Below are 15,396 nucleotides of genomic sequence, written 5' to 3' on the forward strand. Positions count from 1 at the left end.
CGGCTAAGCATCCTGGATAACAGCTTGATCTACAATGAACAAAAGCCCCGACTATTGCAGTCAGGGCTTTACGTTACTACACACTTCAAATTTAACATTAATAAACTTAACGATTTAATACTGCTGATGGTACTACTTTAAAATGTACACGTTTACTACAGATAATATTGGATATTGATACTAACTAAAGCTTTCCTCTATTTACCGTTAAACACATTCCACCCGCTTGATAATAGAACTCAAGACTGGTGACCTAAACAAGTACACTTCCCCTCGCGACATATACTCTTTGATGCGTTGCCTTATTTCCCTTGTGATAACCAGAAAAGCAGAAACCACAAACATTTACTATAAAATCATGGCGTTACATCGTCGCGTTTTACTGACTTTTTGCGATTAGATATATCAACTACGTGGCCTGAAAGCATTGTCGAAGTGAAAAAATAGCGTTTTCAGCATCGACTATCCCATACAAAAAATACTTCGTGGCCTTTATCGCAAACCCCAATCAAGCTCTACTAACACTTACTACGTTAACAGCAAACTACAATTTCTCCGCTGTTAAGTATTAACATACGGGTTTAAAAAACGCTGTCAATACTGTTTTTTATAACATGTATTTATTGACAGTAATTATATATTCCAGCATGTGATAAGCGAGTCAAAAAGCCGCTGGCCCTGGTCCAGATCGCAGGGTTCCGCCTCTTCTTGTAACCGGTTTCAGAAAAAGCGGCTTTCTTTGTGATGCCTTGCACACAATCGTTGCAAAGCAGTTGTTGCTATGGCTGGCTCGCGATAATTATCAACTCACACATGTTGATCGAGACTGCTTATGAAAAACATCGTTTTATGCTGTGCCGCCGGAATGTCCACCAGCATGCTGGTGCAAAGGATGAAAGATGCCGCCCAGAAAAAAGGCGTCGACGTCACTATCAAAGCCGTCCCGGTGGCCGAGTTTGAAGAGAATATCGCTACAGCGGATATCGTTTTGCTCGGTCCACAGGTTAAGTATGAACAGGCCAAGCTACAGGCGATCGCCGACCCACTAGGCAAAAAGGTCGCCGTTATCGACATGATGGATTACGGCATGATGAAAGGCGATGCGGTACTGGATAAGGCGCTGAAACTACTGGAGTGATGGTATGGAAGAGTTAGAAACGATCATCATGGAGTTATTGGTAAATGCTGGCGCTGCACGCAGCCAGGCCCTGACGGCATTGCAACTGGCGCGTAAAGGTGATTTCTCCGGTGCAGAACAAGCGATGACGGAATCACGCGAGTACGTCAAACAAGCGCATAAAATCCAGACCCAGCTGATCGGTATTGACGAAGGAACTGGCAAACTACCGGTTAATCTCATCACCGTCCATTCGCAGGACCACCTGATGAATGCCATGGTGATTCAGGATCTGGCCGGCGATATGATTGAGCTTTATCGGCGGTTACCACCGATAAATTAATGACACTGCCGGATGGCTTCGTAGACCTGATAAACGCCATCAGAAATAACATAGACATAAAAAAACCCGCCGAAGCGGGTTTTTTATTATGGTCGGCAACGATTAATCGTTGTCAGAACCGCCCAGGCCTGCGTTCAGCAGTTCTGCCAGGCTAGCAGACGCATCTTCAGCAGTTACCTGCGGTGCAGCTGGCAGTTCGCCCGCTGCGCGACGGCGCATACGATCCTGGTGGTACGCATAACCAGTACCTGCCGGGATCAGACGACCTACGATGACGTTCTCTTTCAGACCGCGCAGTTCATCACGTTTACCTGCAACAGCTGCTTCGGTCAGGACACGCGTGGTTTCCTGGAACGATGCTGCAGAGATGAAGGACTCGGTTGCCAGAGACGCTTTGGTGATACCCAGCAGATCGCGGGAGAACGTTGCACCCACTTTGCCGTTCGCTTCCAGCTCGCGGTTTGCGATCTTGACGCGGGAGTATTCAACCTGCTCGCCTTCCAGGAAGTCGGAGCTACCAGCGCTTTCGATGGTGGCTTTACGCAGCATCTGACGAACGATAACTTCGATGTGTTTATCGTTAATCTTAACACCCTGCAGACGGTATACGTCCTGAACTTCGTTAACGATGTAACGAGTTACAGCATGCACACCACGCAGACGCAGGATGTCGTGCGGCGCTTCCGGACCGTCGGAAACCACGTCACCACGTTCTACACGTTCACCTTCGAACACGTTGAGCTGACGCCATTTCGGAATCATCTCTTCGTACGGTTCGCTACCGTCTACCGGGGTGATGACCAGACGACGTTTACCTTTGGTTTCTTTACCGAAGGAAATGATGCCGCTGATTTCAGCCAGGATTGCCGGCTCTTTCGGACGACGTGCTTCGAACAGGTCCGCAACGCGCGGCAGACCACCGGTGATATCCTTGGTACCGCCGGATTCCTGCGGAACACGCGCCAGGGTGTCACCAGAGCTGATCTGTACGCCATCTTCCAGCTGAACAATCGCTTTACCCGGCAGGAAGTACTGAGCAGGCATATCGGTGCCTGGGATCAGAACGTCGTTGCCCTGAGCATCAACAATTTTCAGTGCCGGACGCAGGTCTTTACCACCCGCAGTACGCTCTGCAGAATCCAGAACCACCAGAGAAGACAGACCGGTCAGCTCGTCGGTCTGACGAGTAATGGTCTGGCCGTCGATCATGTCAGTGAAGCGGACGAAACCACTCACTTCGGTGATAACCGGCATGGTGTGCGGATCCCAGTTTGCTACGGTTTCGCCGCCAGCAACCTGTTCGCCATCACCTTTCGCCATAACGGAGCCGTAAGGCACTTTATAGCTTTCTTTGGTACGGCCGAATTCGTCGATCAGTTTCAGTTCGGTGTTACGTGAGGTGATAACCAGTTTACCGCTGGAGTTCACAACCGACTTCGCGTTGCTCAGACGGATGCTACCTTTGTTTTTCACCTGGATGCTGGATTCAGCAGCCGCACGAGATGCCGCACCACCGATGTGGAACGTACGCATCGTCAGCTGTGTACCCGGTTCACCGATGGACTGTGCCGCGATAACGCCGATTGCTTCACCTTTGTTGATGATGTGGCCACGCGCCAGGTCACGACCATAGCAGTGCGCACATACACCAAAGTCGGTGTCACAAGATACAACGGAACGGACTTTAACGGAGTCAACGGAGTTCTCTTCCAGCAGATCACACCACTGTTCGTGCAGCAGCGTGTTGCGTGGAATCAGAATATCCGCCGTACCCGGCTTCAGAACGTCTTCAGCAGTTACACGACCCAGAACGCGATCGCGCAGCGGCTCTTTAACATCACCACCCTCGATAACCGGGGTCATGGTGATGCCTTCCAGAGTGCCGCAATCGTCTTCAGTAACAACCAGGTCCTGCGCGACGTCAACCAGACGACGAGTCAGATAACCGGAGTTCGCTGTTTTCAGTGCGGTATCCGCCAGACCTTTACGAGCACCGTGAGTAGAGATGAAGTACTGGAGTACGTTCAGACCTTCACGGAAGTTCGCGGTGATTGGCGTTTCGATGATGGAGCCATCTGGCTTCGCCATCAGACCACGCATACCGGCCAGCTGACGAATCTGTGCTGCAGAACCACGCGCACCGGAGTCGGCCATCATGTAGATGCTGTTGAAGGAAACCTGCTGCTCTTCTACGCCGTCACGGTTAATAACGGTTTCGGTTTGCAGGTTATCCATCATCGCTTTGGATACACGATCGTTCGCCGCAGCCCAGATATCGATAACTTTGTTATAGCGTTCGCCTGCGGTTACCAGACCAGACTGGAACTGCTCCTGGATCTCAGCAACTTCAGCTTCCGCTTCAGAGATGATCTCGTGTTTCTTCTCTGGGATGACCATGTCATCAATACCAACAGATGCACCTGAACGCGCTGCATATGCAAAGCCGGTGTACATTGTCTGGTCAGCGAAGATAACGGTCGGCTTCAGGCCCAGAATGCGGTAACAGGTGTTCAGCATTTTGGAGATAGCTTTCTTGCCCAGCGCCTGATTGACGATGGAGAAAGGCAGACCTTTCGGTACGATCATCCACAGAATGGCACGGCCAACGGTCGTGTCTTTCAGGCTGGTTTTCGCAACGAATTCGCCGTTTTCATCTTTTTCGTATTCGGTGATACGCACTTTAACGCGCGCATGCAGAGAGGCCAGACCAGCGCGATAGATACGCTCAGCTTCTTTCGGGCCAGTCAGCACCATGCCTTCGCCTTTGGCGTTAACACAGTCACGGGTCATGTAGTACAGACCCAATACAACGTCCTGAGACGGAACGATGATAGGTTCGCCGTTCGCCGGAGACAGGATGTTGTTGGTAGACATCATCAGCGCACGCGCTTCGAGCTGGGCTTCCAGCGTCAGCGGTACGTGAACAGCCATCTGGTCACCATCGAAGTCGGCGTTATATGCCGCACAAACCAGCGGGTGCAGCTGGATAGCTTTACCTTCGATCAGTACCGGTTCAAATGCCTGGATACCCAGACGGTGCAGTGTTGGTGCACGGTTCAGCAGTACCGGGTGTTCGCGGATAACTTCGTCCAGGATATCCCAAACGACAGCTTCTTCACGCTCAACCATTTTCTTAGCGGCTTTGATGGTGGTGGCCAGGCCACGCAGTTCCAGCTTGCCGTAGATGAACGGTTTGAACAGTTCCAGTGCCATTTTCTTCGGCAGACCGCACTGATGCAGACGCAGGTATGGACCTACGGTGATTACAGAACGACCGGAGTAGTCAACACGCTTACCGAGCAGGTTCTGACGGAAACGACCCTGCTTACCTTTGATCATGTCGGCCAAAGATTTCAGAGGACGTTTGTTAGAACCGGTGATCGCACGACCGCGACGACCGTTATCCAGCAGGGCGTCAACCGCTTCCTGCAGCATACGTTTTTCGTTGCGTACGATGATGTCCGGCGCAGCCAGATCCAGCAGACGCTTCAGACGGTTGTTACGGTTGATAACGCGACGATACAGATCGTTCAGATCCGATGTTGCGAAACGACCACCATCCAGCGGAACCAGCGGACGCAGATCTGGCGGCAGAACCGGCAGAACGGTCAGGATCATCCACTCTGGCTTGTTGCCAGACTGTACGAAGGCTTCCAGCAGTTTGATACGCTTGGTCAGCTTCTTACGCTTGGTTTCGGAGTTGGTTTCGTTCAGCTCTTCGCGCAGAGTTTCACACTCTTGCTCCAGATCCATGCTCTTCAGCAGGGCCTGAATAGCTTCCGCACCCATCTTCGCGTCGAATTCGTCACCGAACTCTTCCAGCGCGTCCAGATACTGCTCTTCAGTCAGGATCTGTTGACGTTCCAGGTTAGTCATACCGCCTTCGATAACAACATAGGATTCGAAGTACAGTACACGTTCGATATCGCGCAGCGGCATATCGAGCAGCAAACCGATACGGGACGGCAGAGATTTCAGGAACCAGATGTGAGCGGTCGGAGACGCCAGCTCGATGTGGCCCATACGCTCACGGCGTACTTTGGTCTGGGTCACTTCAACGCCGCACTTCTCACAGATCACACCACGGTGTTTCAGGCGCTTGTACTTACCGCACAGGCACTCATAGTCTTTTACCGGCCCAAAGATACGGGCGCAGAAAAGGCCGTCACGTTCAGGTTTGAACGTACGGTAGTTAATGGTTTCCGGCTTCTTAACTTCACCGAAAGACCATGAACGGATCATGTCTGGCGAGGCCAGAGCAATTTTGATCGCATCAAACTCTTCGGTTTTAGTCTGCGCTTTCAGAAACTTTAATAAATCTTTCACGGATTTGCTCCCGTCGGAGTTAGCACAATCTGGCGCTGGCTGTTACGCCAGCACCAGTGACCTGTTTGATCGAGAGTTACTCGTCTTCCAGCTCGATGTTGATACCCAGCGAACGAATCTCTTTCAACAGTACGTTGAAGGATTCCGGCATGCCTGGTTCCATCTGATGGTTGCCGTCCACGATGTTTTTATACATCTTAGTACGACCGTTCACGTCATCAGACTTAACGGTGAGCATTTCCTGCAGGGTGTATGCTGCGCCATATGCTTCCAGCGCCCACACTTCCATCTCCCCGAAGCGCTGACCACCGAACTGAGCCTTACCACCCAGCGGCTGCTGAGTAACCAGGCTGTAAGAACCGGTAGAACGCGCATGCATCTTGTCATCAACCAGGTGGTTCAGTTTCAGCATGTACATGTAGCCAACGGTAACCTGGCGCTCGAACTGCTCACCGGTACGACCGTCGAACAGTGTGATCTGACCGGAAGTCGGCAGGCCACCCAGCTGTAACAGTTCCTTGATTTCAGACTCTTTCGCACCGTCGAATACCGGCGTTGCGATCGGCATACCTTTTTTCAGGTTTTCAGCCAGACGCAGAACTTCTTCATCGCTGAAGGTATTCAGGTCAACTTTCTGACGAACATCTGAACCCAGATCGTAAGCACGCTGGATGAATTCGCGCAGTTTCGCGACTTCTTGCTGCTGTTTCAGCATGGCGTTGATCTTATCGCCGATACCTTTTGCAGCCATACCCAGGTGGGTTTCAAGGATCTGACCGATGTTCATACGCGATGGTACGCCCAGCGGGTTCAGTACGATATCTACCGGCGTACCGTTAGCATCGTGTGGCATATCTTCGATCGGGTTGATCTTAGAGATTACACCCTTGTTACCGTGACGACCTGCCATCTTATCACCAGGCTGGATCCGACGTTTAACCGCCAGATACACCTTAACAATCTTCAGCACGCCCGGTGCCAGATCGTCGCCCTGAGTGATTTTACGGCGTTTCGCTTCGAGTTTTTTCTCGAATTCGTGTTTCAGTTCGTCGTACTGCTCAGCCAGTTGTTCCAGCTGATTCTGTTTCTCTTCGTCGGTCAGGCCGAGTTCTAACCAGCGGTCACGCGGCAGTTTGTCGAGCTTCTCAGCTTCAACACCACCGGAAACCAGCACTGCGTAGATACGGCTGAACAGGCCAGCTTCGAGGATCTGCAGTTCTTCAGACAGGTCTTTTTTCGCCTGCTTCAGCTGCATCTCTTCGATTTCCAGCGCACGTTTGTCTTTTTCTACGCCATCGCGAGTAAAGACCTGAACGTCGATAATCGTACCGGAAACACCGTTTGGCACGCGCAGAGAAGAGTCTTTAACGTCAGACGCTTTCTCACCGAAGATCGCACGCAGCAGCTTCTCTTCTGGCGTCAGTTGGGTTTCACCTTTCGGCGTTACCTTACCAACCAGAATGTCGCCACCGGTCACTTCCGCACCGATATAAACGATACCGGATTCATCCAGTTTGGAGAGCGCAGCTTCACCCACGTTCGGGATGTCAGCGGTGATCTCTTCTGGCCCCAGCTTGGTGTCACGGGACACACATGCCAGTTCCTGAATGTGGATGGTGGTGAAACGGTCTTCCTGGACAACACGCTCGGATACGAGGATGGAGTCTTCGAAGTTGTAACCATTCCATGGCATGAATGCCACGCGCATGTTCTGACCCAGCGCCAGTTCACCGAGGTCGGTGGACGGACCGTCTGCCAGCACATCACCACGTTCAACCGGCTCGCCCAGAGATACGCAAGGCATCTGGTTGATACAGGTGTTCTGGTTAGAACGGGTGTATTTGGTCAGGTTATAAATGTCGATACCTGCTTCGCCCGGGTACATCTCGTCTTCGTTAACTTTGATAACGATACGGGAAGCATCCACGTACTGAACAGTACCGCCACGTTTAGCAACTGCAGTAACACCGGAGTCAACGGCAACAGCACGTTCCATACCGGTACCAACCAGCGGCTTATCAGCGCGCAGAGTCGGAACCGCCTGACGTTGCATGTTCGCACCCATCAATGCACGGTTGGCGTCATCGTGTTCCAGGAACGGGATCAGGGACGCACCGACGGATACCACCTGCTGGGTGGATACGTCCATGTAGTCAACCTGGTCGCGGCTGAACAAGCTGGATTCGCCTTTGCTACGGCAGGTAACCAGATCTTCTACAAAGTGGCCTTCGTCATCCAGGTTGGAGTTCGCCTGAGCGATAACGTAGTTGCCTTCTTCGATAGCAGACAGGTAATGAATTTCGTCAGTTACAACACCGTCAGTCACTTTACGGTACGGAGTCTCGAGGAAGCCGTATTCGTTAGTCTGTGCATACACGGACAGGGAGTTGATCAGACCGATGTTCGGACCTTCAGGCGTTTCGATTGGACATACGCGACCGTAGTGAGTCGGGTGTACGTCTCGAACTTCGAAGCCTGCGCGTTCACGGGTCAGACCGCCTGGGCCGAGTGCAGAGATACGACGTTTGTGCGTAATCTCAGACAGCGGGTTGTTCTGGTCCATAAACTGAGACAGCTGGCTGGAACCAAAGAACTCTTTCACTGCTGCAGAAATCGGCTTGGCGTTGATCATATCCTGAGGCATCAGGGTATCCAGATCGCCCAGAGACAGACGCTCTTTCACCGCACGCTCAACACGTACCAGGCCAACGCGGAACTGGTTTTCCGCCATTTCGCCTACGGAACGGATACGACGGTTGCCGAGGTGGTCGATATCATCGACTTCGCCTTTACCGTTACGGATATCGATGAGCTTCTTCATCACTTCGATGATGTCGTCTTTGCTCAGGATACCGGAACCTTCGATTTCGTCGCGCAGCAGAGAACGGTTGAACTTCATACGACCAACCGCAGACAGGTCATAGCGGTCTTCGGAGAAGAACAGGTTCTCGAACAGGCTTTCAGCAGCTTCACGAGTCGGCGGCTCACCAGGACGCATCATGCGGTAGATTTCTACCAGTGCGCTCAGACGATCGTTGGTTGGGTCAACACGTACAGTTTCAGAAATGTACGGACCGTGATCCAGATCGTTAGTGAACAGCGTTTCGATACGCTTGTGACCAGACTGGCTCAGCTTAGCCAGCAGATCCAGGCTCAGCTCCATGTTAGCTGCGCAGATCAGCTCGCCAGTAGATTCGTCAACGTAGTCTTTAGCCGCAACTTTACCAGCAATGTATTCAACCGGAACTTCGATATGTTTGATATCGTCTTTTTCCAGTTGGCGAATGTGGCGCGCAGTGATGCGACGGCCTTTTTCGACGTAGACTTTGCCGTTAGCTTCAATGTCAAAGGAAGCGGTTTCACCACGCAGGCGTTCCGGCACCAGTTCCATCTGCAGCTTGTTGTCGCGAATTTCGAAAACAACTTTTTCAAAGAACAGGTCAAGGATCTGCTCAGTGGTGTAGTTCAGTGCACGCAGAATAATGGTCGCAGGCAGTTTACGGCGACGGTCAATACGTACGAACAGGTTGTCCTTCGGATCGAATTCGAAGTCCAGCCAGGAACCACGGTAAGGGATGATGCGCGCGTTATACAGCACTTTACCCGAAGAGTGGGTTTTACCTTTGTCGGAGTCAAAGAAGACGCCAGGACTACGGTGCAGCTGAGAAACGATAACACGCTCAGTACCATTGATTACAAAGGTACCGTTGTCAGTCATGAGCGGAATTTCGCCCATGTAGACTTCTTGTTCTTTAATGTCTTTTACGGTGCCTTCCGGCGCTTCGCGCTCGTAGATCACCAGACGCAGTTTTACGCGCAGCGGTGCGGAATAGGTCACGCCACGGATCTGACATTCCTGAACGTCAAACACCGGTTCGCCAAGGCGGTAGCTGACGTATTGCAGCTCGGAATTACCGCTGTAGCTCTGAATCGGGAAAACGGAACGGAAAGCTGCTTCCAGACCATACTGCCCTTCAGGATCTTGCTCGATGAACTTCTGAAACGAGTCAAGCTGGATAGAAAGGAGATAAGGTATGTCCAACACTTGTGGACGTTTACCAAAATCCTTACGAATACGTTTTTTCTCGGTATAGGAGTAAACCATTAGGGTTCCTCAGCTCGCTGACAAGTCGACCCATCTGTCCGACGAAGGGACAGTTTGTGCAACACTATTTTGTTGACCGGAAAATCGAATACTTTCCGCAATGCCTGTTGCTATCACGCTTAAACCATTTCATTGCGATTTACACAGAACTGATGCTCTGTCGCAGTATATTAAGACGTCGATAGAAACAAGCATTGAAAGGCACAGCAGTAGTCAAACAGTGTGAAATGCTACTGGCGCCTTACAGCGCAAAAAGGCTGGTGACTAAAAAGTCACCAGCCATCAGCCTAATTTCTTAGGCTGCAACCAGAAAAGTTGGCTTATTTAACTTCAACTTCAGCGCCAGCTTCTTCCAGAGATTTTTTCAGTGCTTCTGCGTCGTCTTTGCTGATGCCTTCTTTCAGGGCAGCCGGAGCAGATTCTACCAGGTCTTTAGCTTCTTTCAGACCCAGGCCAGTTGCGCCACGTACTGCTTTGATTACAGCAACTTTGTTAGCGCCAGCAGCTTTCAGAATTACGTCGAATTCAGTTTTTTCTTCAGCAGCTTCAGCCGGGCCAGCAGCTACAGCTACAGCAGCAGCAGCGGAAACACCGAATTTTTCTTCCATTGCAGAGATCAGTTCTACAACGTCCATTACGGACATAGCGGATACTGCTTCAATGATTTGATCTTTAGTGATAGACATTTAAATTGTTCCTGAAAATCAGAATAAGTTTATACGTAAGCAGATGCTTGAGAAAGATAACTGCGATTAAGCAGCTTCTTTCGCATCGCGTACAGCAGCCAGAGTACGAACCAGTTTGCCAGCCGAAGCTTCTTTCATGGTTGCCATCAGGCGTGCAATTGCTTCTTCGTAGGTCGGCAGAGTTGCCAGGCGATCGATTTGCGATGCCGGGATCAATTCACCTTCAAAGGCTGCGGCTTTGACCTCAAATTTTGCATTCGCTTTCGCGAACTCTTTGAACAGACGAGCAGCAGCGCCCGGGTGTTCCATAGAGTATGCAATCAGGGTCGGACCAACAAACGTGTCTTTCAGGCACTCGAACTGAGTACCTTCAACGACGCGGCGCAGCAGGGTGTTACGAACAACACGCATGTATACGCCAGCTTCACGACCTGCTTTACGCAGTTCAGTCATTTTATCTACAGTTACGCCACGGGAATCCGCAACTACTGCAGACAGCGCGCCTTTGGCTACTTCGCTGACTTCAGCAACAATCGCTTGTTTGTCTTGAAGATTTAAAGCCATTAGCTTTGCTCCTGGATGTTTGCCGGAACTCATGTTCCGGAACTCACTTCACTCTCCCCCAACGGAAAGAGCGTCTAAATACGGTGAGCAGAAACAAGCCAGAGTATCAGAAATAATCTTAGCGTTCTGTCACCGTCTACGCAGGGCATTAAGTTTCTTACGAAACACCTGCGGTCTTCGACGGAGGCCTGGATAGGCCAGGCTCCAACGAACAAATCTTGTCTATGACTTCGCCCTTTGAACTGTAACCGCGTTAGCTGCTCTCGTTCACACCGGTCATGTAGTTAACTACACTCCCGGCGATTCACTCAATTGCTGCCTTGCTACAATTCAAATGACTCGCATAGAGTTCTGTTTATTTAAACAGAAACGTGGGGGTAAGATTGTAGACAAAATCACCGCCCACGTAAAGGCGAATATTAGTTCGCCACAGTCGCAGTCAGACCGGACTGATCAACGGCAACACCAGCACCCATGGTGGTGGAGATGCTAACTTTCTTGATGTACACGCCTTTAGCCTGAGTCGGTTTCGCTTTTTTCAGCGCAACCAGCAGAGATTCCAGGTTTTCTTTCAGTTTGTCAGCGTCAAAATCCACTTTACCGATGGTGGTGTGGATGATGCCGTTTTTGTCGTTACGGTAACGAACCTGACCTGCTTTAGCGTTCTTAACTGCTTCAGCAACGTTAGGGGTTACAGTACCAACTTTCGGGTTTGGCATCAGGCCGCGCGGGCCCAGAACCTGACCCAGCTGGCCAACAACGCGCATTGCATCCGGGGAAGCAATAACAACGTCAAAGTTCATTTCGCCTTTCTTGATCTGGTCAGCCAGATCTTCCATACCTACCAGCTCAGCGCCTGCAGCTTTAGCAGCTTCAGCGTTTGCGCCCTGGGCAAATACGGCTACGCGAACGGAACGGCCAGTACCGTGCGGCAGTACAGTTGCACCACGTACGTTCTGGTCAGATTTACGAGCGTCGATGCCGAGGTTAACGGCAACGTCTACGCTTTCTACGAATTTAGCAGTGGCCAGCTCTTTCAGCAGAGCAATAGCTTCGTTGATGTCGTACTGTTTAGTTGCATCAACTTTGTCACGGATCACGCGCATACGCTTGGTCAGTTTAGCCATTTCTTAGTCCTCCACTACCAGGCCCATGGAACGTGCAGTACCTTCAATGGAGCGAGTCATCGCTTCAATGTCGGAACCAGTCATGTCGGCAGCTTTGGTCTGCGCGATTTCCTGCAGCTGAGCGCGGGAAATTTTACCCACTTTGTCTTTGTTCGGCTTGCCGGAACCAGACTTGATACCAGCCGCTTTCTTCAGCAGAACTGCTGCCGGAGGCGTTTTGGTAACGAAAGTGAAAGAACGGTCAGCGTAAACGGTGATAACAACCGGGATCGGCAGACCTTTTTCCATGGAATCAGTTTTTGCGTTGAACGCTTTGCAGAATTCCATGATGTTCACGCCTTGTTGACCCAGTGCTGGACCTACCGGCGGACTCGGGTTAGCCATACCAGCTGCAACCTGCAGCTTGACGTAGGCCTGGACTTTCTTAGCCATTCTAAATTCCTCTAGTTGGGTTATAGCGCCTCAAGGAGGCTCCCCGTGATTAAATTCGTTTTACGGACAGGGCCCATAAAAACAAAAGGCGCGAAATTGTATTCCAATCTCGCGCCTTGTGCAACGATTAAATCGCCGCTTTTTTGATCGCTGTTTAGGCTTTTTCTACCTGGGCAAAGTCCAGTTCTACTGGGGTCGCACGACCGAAGATAGAAACAGAGACTTTCAGGCGGGACTTCTCGTAGTCCACTTCTTCAACCACACCGTTAAAGTCAGCAAACGGACCGTCACTAACGCGAACCATTTCACCTGGCTCAAACATCGTTTTCGGACGCGGTTTATCGCCAACCTGCTGCAGACGGTTCATGATCGCATCAACTTCTTTGTCGCTGATCGGCGCCGGACGGTCAGATGTACCGCCGATAAAGCCCATCACACGCGGCACGCTGCGCACCAGGTGCCAGCTTGCGTCATTCATCACCATCTGGACCAGTACATAGCCCGGGAAGAATTTACGTTCGCTCTTGCGACGCTGGCCACCACGGATTTCGACCACTTCTTCGGTCGGCACCATGACTTCGCCAAACAGCTCTTCCATATTTTGTAACTTGATATATTCGCGCAGCGACGTGGCTACGCGGCCTTCAAAACCGGAAAACGCCTGAACGACGTACCAGCGCTTTTTAGGGGCTTCAGACATCTTAGAACCTCAGGCCAGTGATAAAGGATACCAGGCGAACCAGAATACCATCCAGTCCCCACAGGATCAGTGACATTACTGCGGTAACCGCAGCCACAATTAATGTGGTGTGCAATGTTTCCTGGCGAGTTGGCCAAATGACCTTACGGACTTCGGTTCTCGCTTCACGGGCAAAAGCAACGGTCGCTTTACCTTTTGTTGTCAACAGCGCGACACCACCCGCTGCGGCAATCAGAATCACTACGGCCAGCGCACGCAGCGGCAGCATCATGTCACGATAGAGGTAGTTGCCAACGATAGCTACAAGCAGCAATACAGCGACAACAACCCACTTCATCGCTTCCAGGCCGCGCCCGCTTCCTTGAGCTTCGGTATTCGCACTCATAAACCAACCTGTCAGAAGTATTCTACAAACATTTTCACCCCGCGTAAGCGAGGCGATCCAAACCGAAATGCTCTGGTGCGTTTCGGACTAAACGCCCTCTTCAGAGCCTGTCTCAGCAATGATTATGACAAAAAAAATCACTGATGAGCCAGGTTCTGGTGTGAAAGCGTGCAAAAAGGGCATCAAATGATGCCCTTTTATTGCGCATTGCGTCAAATGTTATTCGGCAATTAGCTCATTACTTTGGCAACAACGCCCGCACCAACAGTACGGCCGCCTTCACGGATTGCGAAACGCAGACCGTCGTCCATCGCGATCGGGTGGATCAGGGTAACAACCATTTTGATGTTGTCGCCCGGCATTACCATCTCTACGCCTTCTGGCAGTTCGATGGTACCAGTCACGTCAGTAGTACGGAAGTAGAACTGCGGACGGTAGCCTTTGAAGAACGGAGTATGACGGCCGCCTTCGTCTTTGGACAGAATGTACACTTCAGATTCGAACTTGGTGTGCGGCTTGATAGAGCCCGGCTTAGCCAGTACCTGACCACGTTCGATTTCTTCACGTTTGATACCACGCAGCAGAACACCAACGTTCTCACCAGCACGGCCTTCGTCCAGCAGTTTGCGGAACATTTCAACGCCAGTACAGGTAGACTTAGCAGTCTCTTTGATACCAACGATTTCAACTTCTTCACCAACTTTGATGATACCGCGCTCTACACGACCGGTAACAACGGTACCACGACCGGAGATGGAGAATACGTCTTCGATAGGCAGCAGGAACGGCTTGTCAATCGCACGCTCTGGTTCTGGGATGTAAGAATCCAGGAAGCCAGCCAGTTCGATGATTTTCGCTTCCCACTCTGCTTCGCCTTCCAGCGCTTTCAGAGCAGAACCACGAACGATCGGAGTGTCGTCGCCCGGGAAATCGTACTGAGACAGAAGTTCACGAACTTCCATTTCTACCAGTTCCAGCAGCTCTTCGTCATCAACCATGTCGCATTTGTTCAGGAACACGATGATGTACGGAACGCCTACCTGACGACCCAGCAGGATGTGCTCACGAGTCTGCGGCATCGGGCCGTCAGTCGCAGCAACAACCAGGATCGCGCCGTCCATCTGCGCAGCACCGGTGATCATGTTTTTAACATAGTCGGCGTGGCCCGGGCAGTCTACGTGTGCGTAGTGGCGAGTCGGGGTGTCATATTCAACGTGAGAAGTGTTGATGGTGATACCACGAGCTTTTTCTTCCGGCGCGTTATCGATCTGGTCGAATGCGCGAGCAGCACCGCCGTAGGTTTTAGCCAGAACGGTAGTGATTGCAGCGGTCAGCGTTGTTTTACCATGGTCAACGTGGCCGATAGTACCGACGTTAACGTGCGGTTTAGTACGTTCAAATTTTTCTTTAGACATCGATTGTCCCTCTAAGACACGGATAAATCGGTGATATCACCACATCAACCAGGCAATATACCTGAGCTGTTGAATGCTTTTAAAAGTAAACAGAGAGAAACGGGAAGGAGAAGTGAAGTGGTGCTGATACCCAGAGTCGAACTGGGGACCTCACCCTTACCAAGGGTGCGCTCTACCAACTGAGCCATATCAGCAC

At 51.2% G+C, this 15,396-nt stretch carries 11 protein-coding genes and 1 tRNA gene; 2 read left to right on the forward strand and 10 right to left on the reverse strand.

Annotation, left to right across the window (positions count from 1 at the left end; translation table 11 throughout):
- Window positions 1-832: 832 nt before the first annotated feature.
- Window positions 833-1,138 carry a PTS sugar transporter subunit IIB gene (locus tag SK35_RS22960; protein ID WP_003033102.1) on the forward strand — a complete coding sequence of 102 codons (306 nt, stop codon included), beginning with the start codon at window positions 833-835 and terminating at the stop codon, window positions 1,136-1,138.
- A 4-nt stretch (window positions 1,139-1,142) separates the two neighbouring features.
- Window positions 1,143-1,460 (forward strand): PTS lactose/cellobiose transporter subunit IIA, encoded by a 318-nt coding sequence (locus tag SK35_RS22965; RefSeq protein WP_048215162.1) that lies wholly within the window; start codon window positions 1,143-1,145, stop codon window positions 1,458-1,460.
- Window positions 1,461-1,562: 102 nt separating this feature from the next.
- Here the strand turns inward: SK35_RS22965 and rpoC are convergent, their stop codons facing one another.
- From rpoC to SK35_RS23015, 10 genes are all read right to left on the reverse strand, one after another.
- A complete protein-coding gene (rpoC, locus tag SK35_RS22970) occupies window positions 1,563-5,786 on the reverse strand; it encodes a DNA-directed RNA polymerase subunit beta' (protein ID WP_048215163.1) in 4,224 nt (1,407 codons plus the stop codon).
- 76 nt (window positions 5,787-5,862) lie between these two features.
- Window positions 5,863-9,891: a DNA-directed RNA polymerase subunit beta gene (gene rpoB / locus SK35_RS22975; protein WP_003033111.1), complete on the reverse strand. Its 4,029-nt coding sequence runs from the start codon at window positions 9,889-9,891 to the stop codon at window positions 5,863-5,865.
- Window positions 9,892-10,211: 320 nt separating this feature from the next.
- The gene (gene rplL / locus SK35_RS22980) at window positions 10,212-10,577 is read right to left on the reverse strand and encodes a 50S ribosomal protein L7/L12 (protein WP_003033114.1); all 366 of its coding nucleotides are present in this window, start codon (window positions 10,575-10,577) and stop codon (window positions 10,212-10,214) included.
- Window positions 10,578-10,643: 66 nt separating this feature from the next.
- Entirely contained in the window at window positions 10,644-11,141 is a 498-nt protein-coding gene (gene rplJ / locus SK35_RS22985; RefSeq protein ID WP_001207203.1) for a 50S ribosomal protein L10, read from the reverse strand.
- Window positions 11,142-11,560: 419 nt separating this feature from the next.
- Complete coding sequence (gene rplA / locus SK35_RS22990; protein ID WP_003033119.1) at window positions 11,561-12,268, reverse strand: 50S ribosomal protein L1; 708 nt, start codon at window positions 12,266-12,268, stop codon at window positions 11,561-11,563.
- A gap of 3 nt (window positions 12,269-12,271) precedes the next feature.
- Window positions 12,272-12,700 (reverse strand): 50S ribosomal protein L11, encoded by a 429-nt coding sequence (rplK, locus tag SK35_RS22995; RefSeq protein ID WP_003033122.1) that lies wholly within the window; start codon window positions 12,698-12,700, stop codon window positions 12,272-12,274.
- Window positions 12,701-12,854: 154 nt separating this feature from the next.
- A complete protein-coding gene (nusG, locus tag SK35_RS23000; protein WP_003033125.1) occupies window positions 12,855-13,400 on the reverse strand; it encodes a transcription termination/antitermination protein NusG in 546 nt (181 codons plus the stop codon).
- Window position 13,401: 1 nt separating this feature from the next.
- The gene (gene secE / locus SK35_RS23005) at window positions 13,402-13,785 is read right to left on the reverse strand and encodes a preprotein translocase subunit SecE (protein ID WP_003033128.1); all 384 of its coding nucleotides are present in this window, start codon (window positions 13,783-13,785) and stop codon (window positions 13,402-13,404) included.
- 230 nt (window positions 13,786-14,015) lie between these two features.
- Complete coding sequence (tuf, locus tag SK35_RS23010; protein ID WP_003031109.1) at window positions 14,016-15,200, reverse strand: elongation factor Tu; 1,185 nt, start codon at window positions 15,198-15,200, stop codon at window positions 14,016-14,018.
- A 118-nt stretch (window positions 15,201-15,318) separates the two neighbouring features.
- Window positions 15,319-15,394, reverse strand: a tRNA-Thr gene (locus tag SK35_RS23015).
- Window positions 15,395-15,396 lie beyond the last annotated feature (2 nt).

It is taken from the genome of Citrobacter sp. MGH105 (assembly GCF_001037485.2).
Classification (GTDB): domain Bacteria; phylum Pseudomonadota; class Gammaproteobacteria; order Enterobacterales; family Enterobacteriaceae; genus Citrobacter; species Citrobacter portucalensis.

Excerpts from the sequence above, each read along its gene's own strand:
- SK35_RS22960 (WP_003033102.1), top strand. The coding sequence starts at position 833 with ATGAAAAACATCGTTTTATGCTGTGCCGCCGGAATGTCCACCAGCATG.
- SK35_RS22965 (WP_048215162.1), top strand. The coding sequence starts at position 1,143 with ATGGAAGAGTTAGAAACGATCATCATGGAGTTATTGGTAAATGCTGGC.
- rpoB (WP_003033111.1), bottom strand. The coding sequence starts at position 9,891 with ATGGTTTACTCCTATACCGAGAAAAAACGTATTCGTAAGGATTTTGGT.
- rplL (WP_003033114.1), bottom strand. The coding sequence starts at position 10,577 with ATGTCTATCACTAAAGATCAAATCATTGAAGCAGTATCCGCTATGTCC.
- rplJ (WP_001207203.1), bottom strand. The coding sequence starts at position 11,141 with ATGGCTTTAAATCTTCAAGACAAACAAGCGATTGTTGCTGAAGTCAGC.
- rplA (WP_003033119.1), bottom strand. The coding sequence starts at position 12,268 with ATGGCTAAACTGACCAAGCGTATGCGCGTGATCCGTGACAAAGTTGAT.
- rplK (WP_003033122.1), bottom strand. The coding sequence starts at position 12,700 with ATGGCTAAGAAAGTCCAGGCCTACGTCAAGCTGCAGGTTGCAGCTGGT.
- nusG (WP_003033125.1), bottom strand. The coding sequence starts at position 13,400 with ATGTCTGAAGCCCCTAAAAAGCGCTGGTACGTCGTTCAGGCGTTTTCC.
- secE (WP_003033128.1), bottom strand. The coding sequence starts at position 13,785 with ATGAGTGCGAATACCGAAGCTCAAGGAAGCGGGCGCGGCCTGGAAGCG.
- tuf (WP_003031109.1), bottom strand. The coding sequence starts at position 15,200 with ATGTCTAAAGAAAAATTTGAACGTACTAAACCGCACGTTAACGTCGGT.